Annotated in this window: 17 protein-coding genes, 1 tRNA gene and 1 pseudogene; 7 read left to right on the forward strand and 12 right to left on the reverse strand. The window is 59.8% G+C overall.

Annotation, left to right across the window (positions count from 1 at the left end; all coding sequences use genetic code 11):
• Positions 1–160: 160 nt before the first annotated feature.
• From ET418_RS16200 to ET418_RS16235, 9 genes and pseudogenes are all read right to left on the reverse strand, one after another.
• Complete coding sequence (locus ET418_RS16200; RefSeq protein WP_149309377.1) at positions 161–439, reverse strand: hypothetical protein; 279 nt, start codon at positions 437–439, stop codon at positions 161–163.
• Entirely contained in the window at positions 421–1,416 is a 996-nt protein-coding gene (locus ET418_RS16205; RefSeq protein WP_246153126.1) for a TVP38/TMEM64 family protein, read from the reverse strand. The genes ET418_RS16200 and ET418_RS16205 overlap by 19 nt, the downstream gene beginning before the upstream one ends.
• Positions 1,417–1,452: 36 nt before the next feature.
• Positions 1,453–1,614, reverse strand: a pseudogene (locus tag ET418_RS18575) (4Fe-4S dicluster domain-containing protein); the annotation flags it as partial.
• A gap of 62 nt (positions 1,615–1,676) precedes the next feature.
• The gene (locus ET418_RS16210) at positions 1,677–2,093 is read right to left on the reverse strand and encodes a rhodanese-like domain-containing protein (RefSeq protein WP_149309381.1); all 417 of its coding nucleotides are present in this window, start codon (positions 2,091–2,093) and stop codon (positions 1,677–1,679) included.
• A gap of 227 nt (positions 2,094–2,320) precedes the next feature.
• Positions 2,321–3,646 carry an ATP-binding protein gene (locus tag ET418_RS16215; protein ID WP_246153127.1) on the reverse strand — a complete coding sequence of 442 codons (1,326 nt, stop codon included), beginning with the start codon at positions 3,644–3,646 and terminating at the stop codon, positions 2,321–2,323.
• Positions 3,647–4,038: 392 nt separating this feature from the next.
• Positions 4,039–4,479: a hotdog domain-containing protein gene (locus ET418_RS16220; RefSeq protein ID WP_149309383.1), complete on the reverse strand. Its 441-nt coding sequence runs from the start codon at positions 4,477–4,479 to the stop codon at positions 4,039–4,041.
• A 220-nt stretch (positions 4,480–4,699) separates the two neighbouring features.
• Positions 4,700–5,425: a YcbK family protein gene (locus tag ET418_RS16225; RefSeq protein ID WP_149309385.1), complete on the reverse strand. Its 726-nt coding sequence runs from the start codon at positions 5,423–5,425 to the stop codon at positions 4,700–4,702.
• A 424-nt stretch (positions 5,426–5,849) separates the two neighbouring features.
• Positions 5,850–5,926: transfer RNA gene (locus ET418_RS16230), tRNA-Arg, on the reverse strand.
• A gap of 177 nt (positions 5,927–6,103) precedes the next feature.
• Complete coding sequence (locus tag ET418_RS16235) at positions 6,104–7,039, reverse strand: tetratricopeptide repeat protein (protein ID WP_149309387.1); 936 nt, start codon at positions 7,037–7,039, stop codon at positions 6,104–6,106.
• 181 nt (positions 7,040–7,220) lie between these two features.
• On the opposite strand from ET418_RS16235, the gene rsmD reads away from it, so the two are divergent.
• The 4 genes from rsmD to ET418_RS16255 all read left to right on the forward strand — a co-directional run bounded on the left by rsmD (position 7,221) and on the right by ET418_RS16255 (position 9,796).
• A complete protein-coding gene (gene rsmD / locus ET418_RS16240) occupies positions 7,221–7,784 on the forward strand; it encodes a 16S rRNA (guanine(966)-N(2))-methyltransferase RsmD (RefSeq protein ID WP_149309389.1) in 564 nt (187 codons plus the stop codon).
• The gene (gene coaD / locus ET418_RS16245; RefSeq protein ID WP_149309391.1) at positions 7,781–8,266 is read left to right on the forward strand and encodes a pantetheine-phosphate adenylyltransferase; all 486 of its coding nucleotides are present in this window, start codon (positions 7,781–7,783) and stop codon (positions 8,264–8,266) included. Before rsmD ends, coaD begins: the two co-directional genes overlap by 4 nt.
• 107 nt (positions 8,267–8,373) lie before the next feature.
• Positions 8,374–8,565, forward strand: coding sequence for a DUF1858 domain-containing protein (locus ET418_RS16250; protein ID WP_149309393.1), 192 nt, complete (start codon positions 8,374–8,376; stop codon positions 8,563–8,565).
• Positions 8,566–8,617: 52 nt separating this feature from the next.
• Positions 8,618–9,796: a PilZ-like domain-containing protein gene (locus ET418_RS16255; RefSeq protein ID WP_149309395.1), complete on the forward strand. Its 1,179-nt coding sequence runs from the start codon at positions 8,618–8,620 to the stop codon at positions 9,794–9,796.
• A gap of 110 nt (positions 9,797–9,906) precedes the next feature.
• Here ET418_RS16255 and recB read toward each other — a convergent pair whose 3' ends face one another.
• On the reverse strand, positions 9,907–13,578 hold the full coding sequence (gene recB / locus ET418_RS16260; RefSeq protein ID WP_149309397.1) for an exodeoxyribonuclease V subunit beta: 3,672 nt from the start codon (positions 13,576–13,578) through the stop codon (positions 9,907–9,909).
• Positions 13,575–16,787: an exodeoxyribonuclease V subunit gamma gene (gene recC / locus ET418_RS16265; RefSeq protein WP_149309399.1), complete on the reverse strand. Its 3,213-nt coding sequence runs from the start codon at positions 16,785–16,787 to the stop codon at positions 13,575–13,577. Before recC ends, recB begins: the two co-directional genes overlap by 4 nt.
• A gap of 290 nt (positions 16,788–17,077) precedes the next feature.
• Between recC and ET418_RS16270 the strand changes: the two genes are divergently transcribed.
• Positions 17,078–18,397, forward strand: coding sequence for a DEAD/DEAH box helicase (locus ET418_RS16270; RefSeq protein WP_149309401.1), 1,320 nt, complete (start codon positions 17,078–17,080; stop codon positions 18,395–18,397).
• A 105-nt stretch (positions 18,398–18,502) separates the two neighbouring features.
• Here the strand turns inward: ET418_RS16270 and ET418_RS16275 are convergent, their stop codons facing one another.
• On the reverse strand, positions 18,503–19,807 hold the full coding sequence (locus ET418_RS16275) for an aminotransferase class I/II-fold pyridoxal phosphate-dependent enzyme (protein ID WP_149309403.1): 1,305 nt from the start codon (positions 19,805–19,807) through the stop codon (positions 18,503–18,505).
• Between the two features lie 228 nt (positions 19,808–20,035).
• On the opposite strand from ET418_RS16275, the gene ET418_RS16280 reads away from it, so the two are divergent.
• Both ET418_RS16280 and gmk read left to right on the forward strand, forming a co-directional pair.
• Positions 20,036–20,914 (forward strand): YicC/YloC family endoribonuclease, encoded by an 879-nt coding sequence (locus ET418_RS16280; RefSeq protein WP_149309405.1) that lies wholly within the window; start codon positions 20,036–20,038, stop codon positions 20,912–20,914.
• Positions 20,915–21,179: 265 nt separating this feature from the next.
• On the forward strand, positions 21,180–21,788 hold the full coding sequence (gene gmk, locus ET418_RS16285) for a guanylate kinase (RefSeq protein WP_149309407.1): 609 nt from the start codon (positions 21,180–21,182) through the stop codon (positions 21,786–21,788).
• Positions 21,789–21,815 lie beyond the last annotated feature (27 nt).

The following is a 21,815-nucleotide window of genomic DNA, read 5'->3' on the forward strand; positions in this document are numbered from 1 at the left end:
AATTGATGTGAAGCAATTTTGTAATTGATGTACAAAAAAGAGAAAAATTCGATTGGGAGGATGGAGCAACCGGAAAGAGGAACCGCTGTCGTGCGGTTCCTCTTTCCGCCTTTGCCGCGTATGTGCTGAACCGGCCGGTGAGCTTCCCACGTTTCTTGTATTACTTAGTACCGTAAATCGACTTGATTACGATTTCGGCCTTTGTTCCGGGCGCCGGCATCTTGCTCCAGTCAAAACGGTAATAATTCTTGGTCTCCTTCAGGGGAAGTGAATTGTCGGCGATGATCCCCCCGTTGCACCCGGATGGGCAGACGATACAGCCCGATGCAAAGTTGATCGCCTCGGCCGTGCCGTGGTAGACGAAATGCGGGGTATAGGGCTTGATGACATCCTTGCCGTCAACCGTAATCTTTTCTTCGATCAGATCCTCCGATACCATTTTGCCAGCCGGGGAATCAGCGATACTGCGACGATGAGGACGATCCCGATAAAAAATTCCCGGGAGACCTTACCCTTGAGCAATCCCAGCAACGAGCTTGAAAACGTGATAAAGGCGATAGTGCCGGGCAGCATGAAGATAAAGGTTGCCACGGCATACTGGGGAAACGAGATCTTCGTCAGGCCGAAGGCAAAATTGAGCAGATTGAAGGGGAACAGGGGGATCAACCGGGTAAAGGCCACCGCCTTCCAGCCGTTCTGGGCGGTCTCGCTGTCGAGTTTGTTCCACCGCGAACCGACCAGTTGCCGTTCTACCCAGTCCCGGGCGGCATAGCGGGCGATCAGGAAGGCCGCACAGGCCCCCAGGGTGGCCCCGATGATCGTGTAGACCACCCCCCAGACCGGCCCGAAAACCGTTGCCCCGGCCATGCTGAGGGGGAGGCCGGGCAGCATCAGCGTGGGAGCGACCGTATAGATGGCGATGTACACCAGCGGTGCCACGATGCCGAAGCCGCTAAACAGGGCACGCAGCCGTTCCGGTTCCAGGTACTGGCCGGCTCCGCTCGCCCGCACCAGAACTATGGCGGCGATCATGACGCCCAGAAAGAGGAGCGGCCGGAGCATCCCGGAACCGCCGCCGGGGACGGTCCTCTCCCGGGTTGTGACGGCGGGCACGATTCTCTTGAACCGGGATTTGAGCCGCAGGCGATTGACATAGGTGACCGGCCCCGATGACGGTTTCGGCGCGTTGAAAAGCAGGCCGAGGTCGGGAAACACCTCTTTCAGCCGCTCATAGACCGCTACGGTTACGCCGGGGCGCGTGCCCGGCAAGGCACAGCCCGGGAAAAAGATCGTGGTGCATCCTTCCGGCAAGCCGTACCAACTGAAACGGCGGGATGTGCCGGTCCTCTCATACCCGAGAAGCCCCCTGTGCTCGCGGAACGAGCCAAAGCCCCGGTCTACCGCCTCGCGCCGCATCTCCAGAAAGAGGGCCTGGGGCTTGACGCCGGTGGGGCAGACGGCCGAGCAGAGTCCGCAGAGGCTGCACTCGAAGCAGACGACATTCTTTTTCGGGTCATCCGGATCGTAGGAACGGGCAATATCGCGGGGGGAGCCGTAGAGTTTCAGGAAACCGCACTCCCCGACGCAGACGCCGCACCCGGTGCAGCCGCTGATTTAGTCCGCAAGCAGCGCCGCCAGTTGCGGCCGCAACGGCCCGGTTTCACTCTGGATCGAACTCATTCCGTTTTACCAGATTGGGCCGGTTTGCAGCATTCGCAGGCCGCATTCTTGGCCGCTGCCTCCATCCCCCCCTCCAGCACCAGGATCCGGGAATGTTGAACGCCCCCGCGTTCGAGCGACTCCGCGGCATGCACGGCGTCGTTGCCGCCTGTTGCGCTGACCACAATCACCCTGCCCTTGGTCGAACGCAATCTGGCGGCGATCTTTTTCAAACGTGCCGGGTCGTTGCCCGCGGCGAGCGAGTGGTCGTAATTGTGGGCGCGAAACCCTTCGGCATTCTGGATATCCACTATGGAAAGCTTCTTATTGGCCTTGATCCATGACGCCAGTTCGTTGTGGCACACGGTTGGAATCTGGCCGGCGGACAGAAAGGAGGGTGTCAGGATGATAAGCAGCGCGGATACATATTTCACGAAAAGGCCCCTCGGCATTAGTAAGCGGAGGAGCATCCTAAAGAGTTAGCGGGTTAAGGTCAAATTGGTTTATTCGATTAAAGCAACGATAGTGAAAGGTCGTGGCGATGTTGCTCCGTTTCACTCCACAATCCCCTCGGTAAATGCAGCCGCGTCGATGACGCTCCGTTTTTTTATTGCATGCCGATTCGGCGCCTGGAATTCCGATGGTGCGGTTCACGCCATGATCAGATTCCTCCTCCCGCTTCAGCCGCTGCCCCGCCGCGCCCATTGGTGGTGGAAAACGGGACCTCGATATGGAACGTGCTGCCGCGCCCTTCCACACTTTGCACCCAAATCTTGCCGCCCATGAGATCGACAAGTTCCCTGCTGATGGAAAGCCCGAGCCCGGTTCCCCCATATTTGCGCGATGTGGATGAATCCGCCTGGGTGAAGGGGGTAAATATTTTATCCATGTCCAGCGGGTTAATGCCGATGCCGGTGTCCGAAACGCTGAACTGCAGAAGGACTGCATCGTCGCTGCTTTCGAGCAGGGCCACGGAAACCGTTATCCCCCCCTGGTGGGTAAATTTGACGGCGTTACCGACCAGATTTGCTATGATCTGTTTCAGTCTGAGCTGGTCCCCGGTCAGCCCATCGGGGACATGGTCCGGTATATCGGTTTTCAGGACAAGCCCTTTGGCGGCACTGAGAGTGAACTGGGGGGCGACGACTTGGTCAAGACACTCCCGCAGGCAGAAAGGCGCGCATTCCAGCTCGATCTTGCCGGCCTCTATTTTTGAGAGGTCAAGCACATCGTTTATGATCGCCAACAGGCTTTCCGAGGAACTCCGGATGTAGTCCAGGCACTCTTTCTGCTCAGGGCAGAGTTCGGTCATCCCGAGGAGTTGCGCCCCACCGATGATGCCGTTCATGGGGGTGCGGATTTCATGGCTCATGTTGGCGAGGAACTGGCTCTTGGCGCGGCTGGCGCAGTCGGCGGCCTTTCTGGCGCCCAGCAGCTCCGCTTCTGAGCGCTTGCGCTCCGCGATCTCATTCGCCGCCTTGGCGCTTTCCTTATCATAGTTGGTAATAACCACCCAGAACAGTAATGCACAGGCAGCACAGCTGAAGGGAACGCCGGTTGTCAGGTCGATCAACCGGTCCTGGGGTGTTTTGAATGGTATGATCAGGGAAGGGAAGTAATATTCCACTATCGGCAGAGCGCTCGTGTTGACCACAAGGAGCAGAAACATGGTCCAGCGTCCCGGCCCGCGGAAAAAGGTCAAGGGGTACAAAAGGGCCGCTAAGAAGTAATAACTTATGCTGCCCAGGGTCCCGCCGTTCATGAACCAGGTGAGATTCAGCACCAGGATGGTCAGGGCATAGAGGCTTTTGATGTAGTGGCGGCCGCGGCAGGAGGACCGGTAGAAATAGAGGAGCAGCAGGCCAAATACAAAAATAATCATATTTTGGGCTGCGGGGAGGTTTAAAAGGATATTGGTCGGGAGGATGAGAAGGAGGCTGAGGAGGGCGACCGTCAGGGATACCAGGCGAAAGAGGCGGACCTCCATCGACGCATCATGATCGCGCGTTACACACTGCCATAATTTTTCAAGTTGTGAATCCATTCAAACTCGACCGAGGGGGGTGCCGTAGCTCATGAATAAATTCCTCTGGGTAATCCCCCGGTTCTGCCGGGATACCCCAAATTTAATGTGGTGAGCCAACACCCTTCCTTGTTATTCAAGTGTCGACAATCTTGTCGTTTTCGCTGAATGGTGACTGTTCTTGAGCCGTCCCGGACTCTCCTAGATAATTTGACCACAACGGCAGGGAACGTCTATTACGTGATTATCAATAATGATTTCCACCCGCTTCTCCTGTCTTTGCCAATAAGGATAAACTCACAAGAAAACGGTGGGTAGTGCTTAAAGAATAGTGCCACCGCGAACTCTGTCATTTTTTATGTGTCCGCGCGGTCGGGGGCGGGCTGTGCAGGTTTCGGGAATAGTCGTTTGCGTCCTTCCTGGTCAACGGCCACATAGGTGTATGAAGCTTCCGTGACCAGGTACAATGCGTTTTCCTTGTCGCTCGGCGCTTCCCTCAGGCTTGGCTTAACCCAGACCTCCAGCCTGATGGTGATGGAGGTGTTCCCGATCCTCGTAACTTTGCCGAAGCAACAGACGATGTCGCCGGTCTTTACCGGTTTGATGAATTTCATCGCGTCCACCGCAATAGTCACGGCACGGCCGCCGGTGATCTCTATTGCCAACATGCCGCCGGCGATGTCCATCTGCGACATGATCCATCCCCCGAAGATATCTCCATTCGCGTTCGTATCGCTCGGCTTTGCATAAGTACGGAGAAGCAATTCTCCCACCGGGAACTCAGTGTGGTTGGCCAAGGCGGTCTCCTTTGTTCCGTTCTGAAAAATCAAGGGTTAAACCTCCCGTCGATTTTAACGTGTGAATTCGTGGGCTATGGGTCTGCAGCAATGATAAAGGTATCGGCAATAACCATGCAAGCCTTTACTCTATAGTGGCGTGTCACGGAAAATGAGTAGTGGGGAACATCATTAAATATTGGATAGTCATTTGAGAATGATCTGTTCTGGAGTGGAACGGCTACTTCTTCGCCCAGTTGCGAAGCGGCCCGCTATCATTATGCACGAAGTTCTGCCGCGGATAATAGCCGACGCCACCGTAGCCGAAATAGTTGCGCGCCAGCTGGGCATACTGGCACACCTTGCTGATCGGCACGCCAGGTATGGAGTAGTCCACCGCCTTGCCCTGCATGTGGAACGAGTTGCGCGCCACGTTCTCGCTTTTCCTGGCGAGTATGGCGTTATATTCCGGCGTCCGGTAGGCTGAGTTGATGTAGATCTCCTTGACCCCGAGGAGCTGAGCAACATAGTTGATCATCTCTATGGTGGCAATGTCCATATCAGTGTATTTGTTGTCGTAATTGCAGCGCATGAAATAGTTGAGCGAGCCGAGGATCTTGGGATCATACTCCCCGTAGCCATTCCTGAACTTGAAGAGGTACCGTTCCTTGAAGTGTGTGTTATAGAGAATGATCTTGCCCTCGTTGAACAAGGGCTGACCCTTTATTTTGCGCTCCACCAAGCCGCCCACCAGGCTTTCGAGGGCTTTTTCGTCGCGTTGAGCGGCAATGAATTGCTCGGCGGTTATGTTCGGACCAACGGCGATGTCCTTTGGGATGTCGCCGTTCTCGACGAGGTCGCTGATTCCTGTGGACACATTGTGCTTCATGAGCGCTTTCGCCAGCGAACTGTGCGGCACCAACAATAATCCGGCGCCAGCCGCAATAAACTGTCTTCGTGTGAACATGCCTATATCCTTGTAAACAGAGAGCCTACGGGAAACTACCGCGGGCTCGTATGAAGAGCGAGGTGTTCCCCGGAACTCCTCAATATGAATTGTCAGTGTTGCCGGACTTTTGATTCGAACATTTTCGACACGGATATTGCCACCAGTTGGATGGCAGGGTCAAGAAAAACAGAATTAAATTATTTGAACAGAAATAATACTGCTCAACCTTAGATAGCAACCATAAAACTTATCGCCAGGCAATGCTGGTCGCCATCAAGACAAGCTATCCGTGCAAGACAAGCTTGCTTCCTGATATCGGTCAACTTTGAGATGAATCGTCTTTATGATTGTTTCCTTTACCTCGCAAGATAACTAGAGTATCCACAAGAGGGTGCAAGAAACAATAAGGACTTAGGCAATAAAGCCTCAGTCCTTATTGTATTGGCGCGCCCGGAGAGATTCGAACTCCCGACAACCTGGTTCGAAGCCAGGGACTCTATCCAGCTGAGCTACGGGCGCATACTGAGATTATGACAACTGAACCGCCATGCTGATGGTTGCTGTAGGTATCAGGGGGCACTTGGCAAGTCATACACTTGAATATTCGAAAGCGCTAAGATATCACATGACGCAAAATTAGCAACAGTGCGGAAATGATTAAATTGCCCGGTTCTTGCCGCCCACTGCAATGGTGACTTATTTGTTGTAACGTTCGATGAACCCCTGAACCTGGAGGGCGGTCTCGCTGGTCCGGTCCAACTCCAGGTAACGGCGCCACGCCTCCCGTGCCTTGTCCATGCGGTTCAGGTCGAAGGCATTGACGTATCCGACATTATACAGGCTTTCCAGGTTATTGGGCGCGATCTTGAGCGCCCTCTCGAAATTTGCCAGGGCTCGCGTGAAATCACCTGACTGGCGGTACATAGCCCCCTGGTCGTTGAGTATGTCCGCATCGTCGGGGGCGAGCGCCAGCGCCCGGTCATAGGCCTCAATGGCCTGCTGGGGTTGGTCGCCGTCGTAATAGGCATTTCCCAGTTCGCGCCAGGCTGCCTGATTGTCCGGTGACTTTTGTGTCTTCTGGAGTGCCTCGGCAATACGTGTGCGTACCTCTTCAGGGACCTGTTGTGTGGTCGCCTCCGCCGTGTCGTTGCTGTCCGGCGTTTCCACCTCATCGTCCGAAACCGTTTCATCCTCAAATGACGGGCAGACCTGTTTGGCTGCCAGGTCGAGAGCCGAGCCGGGGAAGATGGCTGCCAGCGGGCCTCCACCCTTCATTCTCGCCAACCGTTTTCCGTCCGGTCCGATGATGTCGATGAGTTCCAGGATATCGGTCTGTTCACTGCAATCTATTTCGTAATATTCCAGGTGGAGGCGGTACTGCTTTTCGCCATATTCGCCGGCAGCCAGCTTGCGCTGCGGTTCGCCGAGGGGGGTGAACCTGAGCCAGACGGTCACCCTGCCCAGGGGGGTCAGTTTCAGGGAATCCATGTCAACGGCGACGTCATGGCGCGCCGTACGGGCCAGGGGGCGCCATTGGACAGCCGCCGCAGTCCCCTGTAGAACAACGCTCAGGGAGGCCGCCAGCACCATGAGGCGCGCGAAACGGTATGGTAGTGCTCGTCCTCTGTTCACATGAATTCCCCAACATTTTCAAGGATAGGCCCGACTGTGCCATTGTACTGGAGCACGGTTTGTTTTCAACTGTTTTTTCCGCGGCACGTCATCTTTTGCCTGGAGTGCTTCCGACTTGACGCCTATACTGTTTTAAGGTAGCTTTCGGCAGATAGAGTATACGGGAAAGGTGACGCCGGAAATGCGCGTAATTGCGGGTAGTGTGCGGGGAATGAAGCTTGCGGCGCCCCGAGGGATGCAAACCCGTCCTACAGCCGACCGGGTCCGTGAAGCACTTTTCAGCATCGTTGCGAGCCGTCGTGACCTTGAAGAGGCTCAAGTGCTGGATATCTGTGCAGGAACCGGGAGCCTGGGGATCGAAGCCCTCAGCCGGGGGGCGGCCTTTTGTTGTTTTGTGGAGCATGATAGGCACGTACAGGCGGTTTTGGAAAAAAATGTGGAGGCCACCGGCTTTACCGCCCGGTCTCAGATCCTTACTCTCGATTGTCTCAAAGCCTTGCGTCTCTTGGCGTCGCAAGGACGGCGCTTCGATGTGGCGTTCTTTGATCCCCCCTATGCCTCTGCCCTTTACGATACCGTGCCGGAGGCGGTAGGCGGCCTGTCCCTGCTGGCGGATGACGGGGTGCTGATCGTGGAATGCGCGGCGCGCAATCCCCTGCCCGAACGGGTAGGGACGCTTATCAAGTGCGATCGCCGGGTTTACGGTGACACGGCACTGGAGTTCTTTATGTTGGAGGACGCATGAAAAAGATCGCTGTCTATCCCGGTTCCTTCGATCCCATCACCTACGGTCACGTGGATATCATAAACCGCGGCCTGAAGATCTTCGATCAGGTGGTGGTGGCGGTGGCCGCCAACTCCCAGAAGAACCCCCTGTTTTCCATCGACGAACGGGTCGCCCTGATCCGCGATGTGTTCAGGGAGGAACCGCGGGTGGTTGTTGACACCTTCAGCGGCCTTCTGATAGATTATGTATCCTCACGACGGGCACATGTCATCATCCGGGGGCTGCGCGCCATATCGGACTTTGAGTACGAGTTTCAGATCGCCCAGATGAACAGCACGATCGGTCAAGGCGTCGAGACGCTGTTCATGATGACATCGCTGCAATACGGCTATCTCTCCTCCTCCATCGTCAAGGAGGTCTGTCTGCTGAATGGGAATATCGACCGGTTTGTGCCGCCGGAAGTGAAGGCCGCCCTCAGGGCAAAATTCGGACTCGAGTGAACGACCGCTCATGGGGCGGTGCCAAACGGAACCAAGCGTGCAACGAAGCAAAACTACCCAGGCGCTCCAAAGCCCATCCTTTTTTGCAAGCAAGCGAGGTGCGTACCATGATCACACGGGACATGATTATCGCCGATATTATCAGACAGCACCCCGAAACAGTGTCGGTATTCCAGCGCTATCATCTTGACTGTTACGAATGTCAGATCGCCGATCTGGAAACCGTTGAGCATGGGGCCGGTGTTCACAAGGTCGCCATCGCCGAACTGATTGAAGCATTGAACAAATCCCTGGAATGAATACCACGGCTCACGATCACCGGCAGGTTATCCTCTTGGCGGATTTCACTCCATGAATGATTTTGACAATTACGCCAATTATTTTCCCGCCGGCATGAAGGTCAACGTCGGCATTCCCCTGGCGAATGCCGGAGTGTTCCGCGACTGGGCCATAATTCTCGAGATCGACGAGGATTTCGTTTCCCTCCAGCTTTCCCGCGATCAACTCCCCCTCAACGCCTCCCTCCACGTGGGGCAGATCCTCGACCTGCGCGGCGGCAGGGATGACAGCGGTTACAGTTGCCGGGCCATCATCGTTGCCGAAGGTCCTGCCCGGGAGATACTTCTCCGCCTGATCGGCGAGATCGTTTCCGACGAACTGCGGGAATTCTACCGTATCGATGCCTTTTTGCCGATCAAGTACTACCTCTCCTCTGAACAGAACGTGGACATTCTCAAGCAGGAATGGGTGGAACGCCGCGAGCAGCGTCTGGCCGTCGATGTCGAACTCAAGAACAAACGTTGGGACAGCAGCCTGCTGCTGGGGCGTGCGGAACTTCCTCCGGAGCGGCGGCTCGAACAAGCAGAGGACAATGCCGGGGAAGGCGAGGAGGGCGAGGAGGGCGAGGAGGAGCATGATGAAGAATACGAAGGGGAAGAGGAGCGCGACGGGCTAGAAGAGGAGCGCGAAGAGCCTGAGGGTGGGGAAGAAGCCCCGGCCGACTCATGGGATACCATTATACCGCTGGCCGCCAACATCAGCGGCGGCGGCGTGCGTATCATCACCCACCAGCAGTTTGAAAGCGGCGTCTATGTGCTGCTGGAGATCCTTGTCCCCATGCCGCGCCGCATCGTGGACATCGTGGCGCGGGTCATCACCGCCAACCGCAATTTCGCCGCCGGCAACGACCGTGAATACTTCAACACCGGCCTGCAATTCGTCTTCATCGACGAACGGGATCGGGACGCCATCATCAGCCATATTTCGAATGTCCAGCTCAAGCGGATACGCCAGTTGCGCGAACAGTTTATCTTTCGTGACGGCCGTCCTGTCGAGGGGGAAGAACAGGAGGAGGCGTCCCGGTTCAACTGGGGCCGCTTCGGCAGGCGGCTTGTCTACGCCCTCATCTTCCTGCTGGTTACCATGCTCATCGCCGATTATTTCAGACATTATGCCAAGGGACACCCCAAAAACGAGATCGAAGAGATCTTCGAGGGGGGGATCAGAAAGTACCTGGAAAAGTTCAAATAGACTTTGATCCAGTCGTTAACGCAACACGAGCCCGGGCGGATACCGCCGGGCTCGTGTTGTTTGTAGATGCGGTCCTGAACCTTTCGACCTGGAAAATTTGAAACTACAATCTACCTCACGCCAGCCTCTCCGCTCACCAGCAACAATTCGTTTGCCCGTTGGATGAACAGGGGCGACGGCTTGTCGTAGTAGACGCCGTACTCGACCGAACCGGTCGAAATTCCCCGCAGGAAAACGTAGATGGCGCCGCCGAAATGGGTGGCGTAATCATAACCCGGCAGGCGCAGGCGCAGCATCCGGTCGAGCGCCAGGGTGTAGAGGTGGTATTGGAGGATATAGGCGTGCCGGGCCATGGGTTCCGGAAGCCTTGCCGCACGATAGTCCTCGTGCCGGTTTCCCAGATGGTTGGATTTCCAGTCGATGATGTAGTAGCGGCCGTTGTGCTCGAAGACCATGTCCATGAAGCCCTGCAGCATGCCGCGCGTCTCCTGGACGTGGAGTGCGGCGAGGACCTCCGGGAACTCGCCATGCCGGTCGGGGCTCAGCAGCCCGGCGAACAGTTCGGTCAAACCACTGCCGCTCAACCGGTTCAGGGGGAGGAAAAACTCCATCTCGACCTGCCACGAGCCCGGCTTGAGGTGCGAGAGGGAGAAACCGGGATCGGCGGGGAGGAGCGGGGCGGAGATGATGTCCATGACCATACGCTGCACGGCCGGCAGCCAGCGCCGGTCATAGCCGCTGCGCAGCAGAACGGCTTGGCAGAGCCGCTCCAGGGACGCACTTTCCACTGCGCTGAAATCGAGTTGCTCGAATAGTTCGTGGAGGCAGGTGCCGGCGGCCGCGCCGCGGGGAAAGCAGAAGATCGACAGGTCCGTTCCGAGCTCGGCCACGGGGCTGTCGCCGGTGGCCGGGGAAGCGCCGGGCGCGGTGACGGCATCGTAATCGTGCGGCTGGAGGTGACGTTCGGAGCCGCCGGTAATGGCACTGAAGCTGGAGACGCGCCACTCTGTGGAGATTGTCCGCTGCACCTCGCGACAGGCAAAGGCGCCGGAGGCATCCTGTTCTGGGGTATAGGGCGGGGCGGCTATCTCTGCCGGCATAAACCGGGCGGCAATGGGGCTGGGACCATCAGTATGGACCGCCTTGCCGGCCAGCCCGGCGACCGCATCCAAAATCTCCTGATCGTCGGCGGCGCCGAACGATTTTGCGTCCTTGAAGTTCTCACCGTGCAGCAGCCTGCGCAACGGCGATTCGAAGGCGCCCTTGATGCTGCCCCAGGTGACATAGCAGAGAAACTCGGCCCGGGTGAGGGCCACATACAGGAGGCGTGCCGCCTCGGCATCCTGTTCCTCCCTGGCCAGTTGCTTGTGGTCCGTATCCCGCTGGTCCGATCCCAGATCGAGCGTCAACCCGCCGCTGGCATTGTGAAAGAGCACCCGCCCGCTTTTGGCGGAAGGGGGGTCCCAGGCAAAGGGGAGAAACACCACCGGATATTCCAGCCCCTTGCTGGCATGGATGGTGGAGAGGGTGACGGCGTTGGCGTCCGTTTCCAGGCGCAACAGAAAGGTATCGTCCTGCAACTCTCCCGTGATGCGCCGTTCCAGCCAGGCGATGGAACCCTCCAGGCCGCGGCCCTGTTCCCGTTCCGCCTGGTGCAGCAATTCGCAGCAGTGCAGGATATTGGTCATGCGCCGGGGGCCTTCGGCAGAGGCGAGCGCCTGCCGCCGGACGCCGCACTCACCCAGCAGGCGCGAAACCAGGGCGATCACTCCTCCTGCCCGGGCCGCCTCGTGCAACGCCCGGAAACGCAGCAGCCATACCTCCCAGGCGCCTTCGTCATGGTGCAGGGCAAAGACCTCATTCGCCGACAGCCCGATGACGGAGGTCAGCAGCGCCTCGCGCACCAGGGCGCTCCGGGCCGGATCGGCCGCCGCCCGCAGGATGCGCAACAGGTCGAGCGCTTCGCGGGTCTCGAAGATGGTGGCATTGCCATGCTGGACCGAGGGTATGCCACGAGCGGTCAAAGCGCTCTGCATCTGGTCGGCCTGGTAATGGGCCTTGACCAGGATGGCGATATCCCCCGGTTTGAGCGGCCGTTGGATGCCGTCCTTTGCTATGACCTCGTAACTGCCGTCCAGCAGACGGGCGATCTCCGCGGCGGTCGCCGTGACCGTTGCCCCACGGGCCGCGCCTTTGCCTGCCGCTTTTGACCGGTCTGCACGTTGGTACACCCAAAACCTCAGCGGGCTCTCCACCGGCCTGCCATTGCACAGGAGTCGCTGCCGCCGGTCCCGGCCCGCCTGAACCTTGCTGAACAGGATGCCGGGATTGAGGAACGGATTGTCCGTGCCGAACAGGGTATTGACGGCGGCCACCAGGGGCGGGGTGGAGCGGCGGTTGGTGTCCAGGGTCCAGCGCCGGTCCCCGTCCGTAGCCCGGGCGGCGGCGATGTAGGCATGGATATCTGCGCCACGGAAACTGTAAATGGCCTGCTTGGGGTCGCCGATCAGGAAGAGCGGGTATGGAACCGCCTCGGGGGGGCTCCCGGCGCTCACCCCGTCGTAAGCTCCCCGCCCCGTTATTGTCGGCAGCCCGGCCAGACGGGCGAATATCCGCCATTGCAGCGGGTCGGTATCCTGGAATTCATCGATCAGGGCCGCCTTGTAGCGCTCACGGAGTCCGGCCGCCAGCCGCCCCCCGCCCGGCCCCTCCAGGGCCAGGTGCAGATCCAGCAACAGGTCGTCGTAACAGCGCAGGTTGAGGGTCTGTTTGCGCCGGGCCAGTTCGTCCCGCAACCACCCCTTGAGTTCAATCTGGCGATGGATCAGTTTCGCGGTGAATCCGCTGTCGACCCGGACAACGGCATCGTGCAGCTTGTCGCAGAGGCCGAAAAACGGGTGCTCCGGCCGGGTGGACCCCTTCTTCATGCCTTTTTCGATGCGGGCCGGGGTAAACAGCGCCAGGCCGTCGCATCCCTTGTCCAGAGACCCGCGTCCCAGGCAGACGTCGAGTTTTGTCGCGGCTGCCTCGATCTGGGGCGGTTTGTAGCTGGTCTGGCTCAGGTTGGCCTGGTTGAGGATCTGGACGATGGCCGCGCGTTCCGCCGCCCACATGGCCGCCACCGGCGGCAGCAGGACGTCCCGTTGCTCCATGAGCCGGGCCAGGTCCACATCCTCCGCTTCGGGGATGACGTTCAGGTCCCGGTTCTGGTACTGCCCCTCAAAGGGGGCGGCCAGCTTGTCCGGTGTGTATCCCTCCATGACCAGGCGTTCCAGGAATGGCCCTTCGTCGGCCATGATTCGGGTCCGCCAGAAGTCGTCGCATACTTGGGCTACCAGGGCGGACTGGTCGGCGGTCAGTTCGCTGTCGAACAGCGAACCGCTCTCGAAGGCATTCTCCAGCAGCGCCCGCTGGCAGAAACCGTGGATGGTGAAGATGGCGGCGTCGTCAAAGGAGTACAGGGCGCGGGTAAGGAGGCGTTGTGCCGAGTCCCTATCGACCTTGTGGCTGGCCAGCAGCATCTGTTCCAGCTCGTCGGCCGGTTCCCGGCCCGTGACGTACAGGTCCAGGGTGGCGGCGATCCGTTTCCTGATGCGGTCACGCAGTTCGGCGGTGGCGGCCTTGGTGTAGGTCACCACCAGGATCTCCTCCGGCCGCATGCGCTGTTCCAGGAGCAGCAGGATGTAAAGCGCGGTGATGGTCCAGGTCTTGCCGGTGCCCGCGCTGGCCTCGATCAAGGTCAGGCCGGAGGTGTCCATTTCGTTGAGGTTGAGGGTTTTCATGCCACCTTCTCCTCGGCCGCCACCGCCCGCATCGGTTCGAACACCCGGCGGCTCAGCTCGCTGAATTCCTGGTCCAGTGGATTCGTATCGCCAAAACAGATGGAAATCGACGGTTCTGACGATTCGGCGGGGTAGGGGGCGTGGTCGCTGCCGGTCCACCGTCCTTCCGCCTTGTCCATGCTCTCCGCGAGGTAGAGCCAGGAGGCCTGGGGGAAGAAGGGGAGCGGTCTCCTCAGGCCTTCGCGGTACAACTCCAGGAGGTCGCCCAAAATGGCGGCGGCGTTGTCCAGCGGCGCCAGGGACAAGGACTGGTCGTTGCAGAGCAGGAGGCTCTGGCGCGGATAGCCGGCGGGCGCCAGGGCGTTGAGGATCAGGTGCTCGACCCACAACCCCAGACGGTCTTTGCCCTTCATGGCGGCGCAGCGCCAGCGCAGATGCCGTCTCGAACGAATGCCGTTCACGGTGCCCTTCAGCGTCATCCCGTTGTGCCCGAAGGCCACAGCCAGAGGCTCCTGCTCCGCATCCAGGTACGGCGCCACCAGATCGGCAAATCTCCGGCCCTCATCCTGGGCCTCCCTGAAGGCGGTCTGTCCTGCGGCGAGGGGGGGCAATAGCGAATGGGCTCGGGCCGTCTCGTAGCTGGTGCCCGTCTCCGCGCCGGACAAGATCTGTTGCACGAGATCCTGCCTGAGTCCGTAGGCGGCTATGCCGTCCAGGCGGAACGATTCGCGCTCCTGCACCTCTTCTGCGGGATTGAACGGGCGTACGCCCAGGCGCCGAGCAAGGAAGGCGGCGCAGGGGTTGCTGAGAAATCGTTGCAACTCCCGGAGTTCGATCTCCTGCACCAGGTTGGAATCATCCGGCAGCGGTGCCGTGATGAAACGGCGCGTCACGGGGCCGGAGAGCTGCCGTGCCGCCAGGGCGTCCCGGTATTCGGCCGAGTAACTGAACAGCGGTGCGGTGGCGTCGGCACTGAAGTAGTCGGGGCTGAAGGCTTGCAGGCGGTGTTTGACGAGGACAGGGGGGGCGGTTTCGGGGAGACCGGCGACCACAGCGGCGCGCGCCACGTAGTCGAGCAGTTCGGCAACCACCACCGAGGGGGGGATGACGGCGTTGTCCCGGTCACTCTGCCCGGTGTAGCTGATGTGCAGGCGTTCCCGGGCCGAGATGAGGGTCTCCAGGAACAGGTAGCGGTCCTCGTCCCTGAGGGACCGGTCGCCACGCCTGCGTTTTCCCGACAACAGGCTGAAGCCGGGCTGGCGTTTATTGCGGGGGAAGATGGCGTCGTTCATCCCGCACAGGCAGATCACCCGAAAGGGGATGCTGCGCATGGGGAGCATGGCGCAAAAGGTGACCCTCCCCCCCAGAAAGCCGAAGCCGCCGCCGGAATCATCCAGCAGCCCGTTCAGGGCTTCGCGCATCGCTTCCAGGCTGATGGGGGAGCTGAAACCGCTCAGTTCCTCGGCTTCACGTAAGGTCTGGAGGCTGTCGAAGAGCGGCTTGAGCCCATCCTCGCCGTTGTCGGGGCGGATAAGGTCCTGGGCGATGGTGGTGAGGATATCGGCCCAGGAGGCCAGGGAATGGCGCCCCGACAGCAGCTTGACCGCCGTGCGCGCTGCCAGCAGGAACTCGGCCAGCTTGCCCAGGGGCACGGCGGAGCGCCCCTCGATATCCCCAAAGGGGAGGATGCCGCGAAACAGGCGGTCGTTGTCCGGCTCCAGGGCATAGCCCAGGAAGAGGCGGTCCAGGGCGGCCTGCCAACTGAACTCTTCAAAGGGAGGGAAACCGAGTTCGGCCCGCTGGTGGGCATCAAAGCCCCAGCGCACCCCGGTTTCATTCAGCCAACCCCTGATGGCTTCCAGTTCGTCGGAAGTTATGGCAAAGCGGTCCAGCACCGGCGGCGATTCCAGCAGTTCCAGAATTTGGTTGATGCCGAAGCGGGTTGCCGGGAGCCCCAGGATACGGGCAAACGTCTCCATGAGCGGGTTTTCCCGGCGCTGGCTGCGATCCGCAATGGTGAACGGTACGGCCGGCCGGCCGCCGGCCTGGGTGCCGAACACGGCGGCGATGTAGGGGGCATAGGTCTCGATGTCCGGTATCATCACCACGATGTGGCGCGGCTCCAGGTCGTCCAGTTCGTCGAACATGGCCAGCAGGTTGTCGTAGAGCACCTCCATTTCGCGCAGCGGTCCATGGCAGGAGTGCACCTGGATGGAACGGTCCCCCGGCGCAACGACGATCCGCTCATCCCGGCCGCCGCTGTCCCGCAACTGGCGGATGTCGTTCTGGATAGCCTTCAGCAGGGTGGCGCCGGGCTGTTCGCCCTCCTCGTCCCGGTCCGTGGTGTCGAAGCCGTATTCCAGCAGCATGTCGTGGAACTCCTGCCCCATGGTTCCCAGGGAGGAGAGCAGCGGGTTGCCGGTGTCGTAGTATTCTTCCGCATCGGGGGACTCCCGCAGGGCCAATTCCGCCAACCGTTTGCGGGAGACGATATCGCCCCAAAAGGCGCCGCAGGGGTTTTGCAGGTAGAAAACCACCTCCGTAGTGTGGGCCAGCAGCGAGAATGCCTCCAGGTGGAAGGGGGGGAGGTAGGAGATGCCGAACAGGTTGATCCGGTGCGGGAGCGTGCCGACCGGTTGTGCTCCCGCTTTGATGCGCTCCCGAAACATCCTGAGGTGCGCCGCCCGATGCTGTCCGGCACAGTCGGCGGAGATCGCCCGCCACAGGTCAGATTGCCAGCCGTCATCCCGGCCCCGGTCCCATGCCAGGACCATATCGGGCCGGAACATGATGTACTGGTCGAACAGGTCGGCCAGGGTTCGGGAAATCTGGAGCAGTCGGCGGTCGTCGGCAGTCGCGCCCAGGTAGCCGGCTGCCTGTTCGAAGCCGGGCCGGGTCAGCAGGGCTGGGAGCCGGGCCGCGATGCGCCAGGACATGCGCTCCCGGGTAAAGGGCGAACTGTCAGGCAAGCCGGGGATCATGGCGCGGAAGCAGCTGTCCAGAATCTGGTTGGGAAAGGGAAAGTCAAGGCCGGCAGCGACCCCCCGGATGGTTGCCAGTTCCAGGGAGAGCCAACGGGCCATGCCGGGATTGAGCACCACCACCGTGTCCCGTCCCAGGGGCGGGGTAGGGGAGCCTGCCATGTCGCCCGCCAGGGAAGCGGCCAGACGGGTGAGGGAGTTGCTGGTAATGACCTTGAGTGTGCCCATGGCGGCTAGACTACACCGGAACCGGCAGGACAAACAAGCGGGAAGTGGAGGTCAACCCCGAGCTTGGTATCGTGTCGCCTGGCGCCTCTGCAAGAAAGCCATTGTCGCTGCATGGGGAGGCATGCTATACATGATACACATCTGAACCACAGGGCCCATTCCTGTGGTTTTTGTTTTCCTGAAGCAACCGACACGGCCTTGTCTTCCCAATAGGCATGAAATTTTGCGGACGATGATGGCGCTGCCGTGTCGTTTTCGTAGACAACAATCCGTTGTAAGGAGTTCGAACCATGTCCTTTGAATCCCTCGGCCTGCGTGCCGAACTGCTGAGCGCCATTGCCTCCCGGGGCTACACCGAGCCGACCCCCATCCAGACCGAAGCGATCCCGGTGATTTTCGAGGGATGCGACCTGCTTGCCGGCGCCCAGACCGGCACCGGCAAGACGGCGGCGTTTGCCCTGCCGATCGTGCAGCGGCTGGCGGAACATCCCCCCCGGCAAAAGCGGCGGGCTCCGCGGGCGCTGGTCCTGGTGCCGACCCGGGAACTGGCGGCCCAGGTCAGCGAGCAGATGAACAATTTCGCCCGACGCCTTGCGTTGCGTTCCACGATGATCTACGGCGGGGTGACCATCCAGGCGCAGATCGAGCGGTTGCACCGCGGCGTCGATATCGTGGTCGCCACGCCGGGGCGTCTGCTCGATCATGCGGAGCGGGGCACGGTGAACCTCTCCCTGATCGAATTCCTGGTCCTGGACGAGGCCGACCGCATGCTCGACCTGGGCTTTATCGACGCGATCAAGGCGGTTGCGGAATATCTGCCGGCCAAACGCCAGACCCTGCTCTTTTCGGCAACCTATTCCCAGAGCATCAAGCAGCTTGCCGACCAACTGCTCGATCACCCGCGGCGGATCGAGGTGGCGCGCAAGAATATCGCCGCCGACGCGGTGACCCAGGCGGTCTACGAGGTGGAGCGAAGCCGCAAACGGGAAATGATCTCGTTCCTGATCCGCCAGGGAGGCTGGAATCAGGTGCTGGTCTTCGCCCGCACCCGCTACGGCGCGGACAAGCTGACGGAAGAGTTGCTCCTCGACGGGATCAAGGCCGCCGCCATCCACAGCAACAAGAGCCAGTCCATTCGGACGCGCACCCTGGCGGAGTTCAAGCGGGGCGAAGTGCGGGTGCTGGTGGCCACCGATGTGGCGGCGCGCGGGCTCGACATCGAGCATCTGCCCCATGTGGTGAATTACGATCTGCCCCAGGTCCCCGAGGATTATGTGCACCGGATCGGCCGCACCGGCCGGGCCGGGGAGGAGGGGATCGCCCTCTCCCTGGTCTGCCCGGAGGAGCGGCCGCTACTGGTCGCCATCGAGAAGCTGCTCAAGAATACCATCCCGCGCCGGACGCTTGCGGAATTTCCCCATGTAGCCGCCAAGAGGAGTGTCCGGGTCAAGGAGATCAAGCAGGCCGATAAACTGTCCAAGACACGGAAGGCAAAGGACAGGCAGGCGCAGACTCCAGCCTCCAAAAATACGACCCCGCGCCGGGGAAAGCCGGTGGCCGAACGGCCCGCCCCCAAGACCGGCCGCCGGGGGAGCAGGTCGGTACGGTAGAGTCTGCCCCCTGATTTGATCACGATACCGGTTCAGAGAACAAAAAAGGGCCCGCACGATGCGGGCCCTTTTTTGTTCCTGTGGATTATCAGACCAAACCGTGCATCAGGTCAGGTCCTGAACACCCTGGTAGATGATGTCGAACAACTCGGGGATATGCTCCTCTGCGATGCAGGAAAAGGCGATGCGCAGGTCGGTCTTGCTGGTGGAGATGGCGCCGACCCCGTACTTGTCCAACAGGTGGACGCGCAGCTTTTCGGCATCCACCTGCTTCAGCTTCAGGCACATGAAGTACCCGGAGTTGAACGGGTAGTAGGTCCAGGCCGAGTCGTATTTGCCGCTGTTGAGGACCTGCTTGGTTTTCAGGGCGCGCCCCTTCATGACCTGGAATTTCTCTTCCTTCTGGGCCAGAAAGTGGGGCGAACGCAGCGCCTCGATGACGAAAGTCTGTGAGGGGTGGGGGCAGTTGGAGATGCGGGCGCGGATGATCCCCATGGTCTTCTTCTCCAGGGCGGTCATGACCGGTGTATTCTCGTATTCGTTGCCGTCGGCAAAGGTGATGAACCCGGTACGGAAGCCCCAGACGAACTCCTCCTTGGTGGCGCCGTCCAGTTTTACCGCCAGGATGCGCGGATGGAGGTTGGCGAGCTTGCCGAACAGGGACTCCTTGAGGCTATCCTCGTAAAAGAGGCCGAAGTAGGCGTCGTCGGTCACGGCGACGATGTTGCAGCCGGATTCGGCCACTTCCTTGATGGCCGCCACCAGGGCATCCCCCTCTGCCACGGTCGGGGTGTAGCCGCTGGGGTTGTTGGGGAAGTTGAGCAGGACAACGGCCTTGCCCTTTTCTTCGGCCGTGTCCTTCAGAACCGCCTTGAAGGCGTCGATGTCGTAACCGCCCGTCACGGTAAAGGTCGGGTGTTTCTTGACGATCGCACCGCAGCACGTGCCGAAGGTCAGGTTGTAGTTGCCCCAGAGCATGTCGGGAAGGATCAGGTGATCCCCCTTGTCGATGAACAGGTCGGCGACGATGGAAAGACCGTGGGTAAGTGCATTGGTAACGATGGGGTTGCTGAAATGTTTGCCCTGGAGGCTCGGGTTTTCCCGCAGTTGCTTTTCCCGCCACAGGGAACGCAGTTCCGGCTTGCCGGCCGGGGGGGCATAAGGGAAGATATCCTTGGGGTCAAACGCGGACAGCTTGTCCTGGATACACGACAGGAACATCGGCCCGCCGTTCTCGGTGGCGATGCCGATGGTGGCGTTGTATTTGTGCGCCTTTCCCTTGGCTTCGGCCGACTGGGTCAGGATGCCTTTGGGAAAGAAGAGGTTCTTGCCGAGATCGGACAGCATTTCCAAAACATGCGGATTGTGCTGGGCAAGCAGGTCATTCAGTTCTTGTGCCAATGGGTTCATTGCGTTCCTCCTGGAGCTGATTTGAAGATTGTCTCACACACAATCCTAATTGGTTCCAAAACGTAAAAATATAATTGAACAGTACCGGTTCCTCTTTGTCAATAGGGAATATGAGGAAACCACCTCCTGCGACCGGAACATTTTGCATCTTCAAACCTGTCGTTGATGAAACGCTTGGGATGTTGTATGGTCCGCAGATGTGACGTTACTATGGAAAGAGGTGTCTCGATGCTAAAGAGCATGACCGGATACGGCAAGGGAGAAACGACAGCAGAGCAGGGAACCTTCACGGTGGAGATCCGTTCGGTCAATCATCGCTACGGCGAGGTGTCGGTGCGGATGCCGCGCGGTTTCATGGCCCTGGAAAATGAGGTCAAGCGGGCCGTTTCCGCCCAGCTCAAGCGGGGTAAGATAGATGTTTCCGTACAGTGGGAGGAGGCTCTGGCCGGTGAATCGTTGCCCCGGATCGACACGGCCCTGGCGCGGGCCTACTTCACCACGTTCAACCACCTGGCGGGCGAGTTGGGGCTCTTGGGCCAGGTGCCGCTCTCCCTGGTGATCGCCCAGAAGGGGGTCCTGCGGGAGGGGAGCACGACCCTTACCGAGGACGATTACCGCGATCAGCTTCTGTCGGCGGTCCAGACTGCCGTGACGGCGATGGATGCCATGCGGACACGGGAAGGTGAGGCGCTGGCGGCCGATCTGGCGGCCCGGCGTGCCCAGGTAGCGGAATGGACCGCCCTGATCAGGGGGCGTACGCCGGCGGTGGTGATCGAGTACCGGCAGAAGTTGAAGGCGCGTCTGGAACAACTGCTGGAAGGGACGGAGATGGACGAGGCGCGTCTGGCCCAGGAGGTGGCCCTGATGGCCGACCGATGCGACGTGACCGAGGAATTGGTCCGGCTCGCCAGCCATTTCACCCAGTTCGACGAGGCGCTGCGCCTCCCGGAACCGGTGGGGCGCAAGCTGGACTTCCTGATGCAGGAGATGAACCGGGAGGTCAACACCATCGGCTCAAAATCCAGCGACGCCGAGATCACCTCGCTGGTCATCCGGATCAAGGCCGAGATGGAGAAGATGCGCGAGCAGGTGCAGAACATCGAATAAGAGGTTGTTGAAAAACAGCCATCTCGTCGCCATCCTCGAAAACCGCCTTGTGCGGCGTAGCGCTGCTACGCCTCCGCGGGGTTTTCTGCGGGTGCGACGATCTGACTATTTTTGAACAACCTAGGCTTTTCAGCAGCCTGATTAATACTTATAGATTTGTATAACGCGTGAATCATGAGGGTAAAATGGGCGGCCCTTCGGGTGGAACTTTCTTTTTGCGGCTGTTCTGTGCTACCCTCTGCAAAATTTTCGGGAAGGATGTTCCATGAAACGCGAAGGCCTGATCCTCATCATATCGGCTCCCTCGGGGGCCGGCAAAACCTCTCTCTGTAATGAACTCCTGCAACGTTTTCCGGCCATGAGGGAGTCGGTGAGTTATACGACCCGGCCGCCGCGGGCCGGTGAAGTGGATGGCCAGGATTATTTTTTCGTCTCCCGGCCGGAATTCGAACGCATGGTGGCCGAGGATGCCTTTGCCGAATGGGCTGAAGTACACGGCAACCTGTACGGCACGGCGCTGCATACCCTGGAGGATGCCCGCCGCAACGGCATCGATCTGGTGCTGGATATCGATTGCCAAGGGGCGATGATCCTGAAGGAGCGCCTCGACGGCGGCGTGTTCGTGTTCATCCTGCCACCTACCATGGAAGAGCTCCGCCATCGTCTGGAGAGTCGCTCGTCGGACGCCCGCGAGGTTATCGAGCGCCGTATCGTGCGGGCCGCGGATGAGATCAAGGAGTGCCGCTGGTACGATTACATCGTCATCAACGACCGCTTCGAGGATGCCGCCGAGGAACTGTCGGCCATCGTTCTGGCCCATCGTCGCCGGACCTCCCGAATGCTGGAGCAGGTGGCGAAATTGTTTGATATTTGAGATGAAATCATGTAAAAATAACGTTCC

The organism is Oryzomonas rubra, from assembly GCF_008369015.1.
Classification (GTDB): domain Bacteria; phylum Desulfobacterota; class Desulfuromonadia; order Geobacterales; family Pseudopelobacteraceae; genus Oryzomonas; species Oryzomonas japonica.

Bases quoted from the DNA above. Each gene is read 5' to 3' on its own strand.
- ET418_RS16200 (WP_149309377.1), bottom strand. From the start codon at position 439: ATGGTATCGGAGGATCTGATCGAAGAAAAGATTACGGTTGACGGCAAG.
- ET418_RS16250 (WP_149309393.1), top strand. From the start codon at position 8,374: ATGATCACACGGGACATGATTATCGCCGATATTATCAGACAGCACCCC.
- recC (WP_149309399.1), bottom strand. From the start codon at position 16,787: ATGGGCACACTCAAGGTCATTACCAGCAACTCCCTCACCCGTCTGGCC.
- ET418_RS16275 (WP_149309403.1), bottom strand. From the start codon at position 19,807: ATGAACCCATTGGCACAAGAACTGAATGACCTGCTTGCCCAGCACAAT.
- recB (WP_149309397.1), bottom strand. From the start codon at position 13,578: ATGAAAACCCTCAACCTCAACGAAATGGACACCTCCGGCCTGACCTTG.
- gmk (WP_149309407.1), top strand. From the start codon at position 21,180: ATGAAACGCGAAGGCCTGATCCTCATCATATCGGCTCCCTCGGGGGCC.
- rsmD (WP_149309389.1), top strand. From the start codon at position 7,221: ATGCGCGTAATTGCGGGTAGTGTGCGGGGAATGAAGCTTGCGGCGCCC.
- ET418_RS16205 (WP_246153126.1), bottom strand. From the start codon at position 1,416: ATGCGGCGCGAGGCGGTAGACCGGGGCTTTGGCTCGTTCCGCGAGCAC.
- ET418_RS16225 (WP_149309385.1), bottom strand. From the start codon at position 5,425: ATGTTCACACGAAGACAGTTTATTGCGGCTGGCGCCGGATTATTGTTG.
- ET418_RS16270 (WP_149309401.1), top strand. From the start codon at position 17,078: ATGTCCTTTGAATCCCTCGGCCTGCGTGCCGAACTGCTGAGCGCCATT.
- ET418_RS16255 (WP_149309395.1), top strand. From the start codon at position 8,618: ATGAATGATTTTGACAATTACGCCAATTATTTTCCCGCCGGCATGAAG.
- ET418_RS16215 (WP_246153127.1), bottom strand. From the start codon at position 3,646: ATGGAGGTCCGCCTCTTTCGCCTGGTATCCCTGACGGTCGCCCTCCTC.
- coaD (WP_149309391.1), top strand. From the start codon at position 7,781: ATGAAAAAGATCGCTGTCTATCCCGGTTCCTTCGATCCCATCACCTAC.
- ET418_RS16280 (WP_149309405.1), top strand. From the start codon at position 20,036: ATGCTAAAGAGCATGACCGGATACGGCAAGGGAGAAACGACAGCAGAG.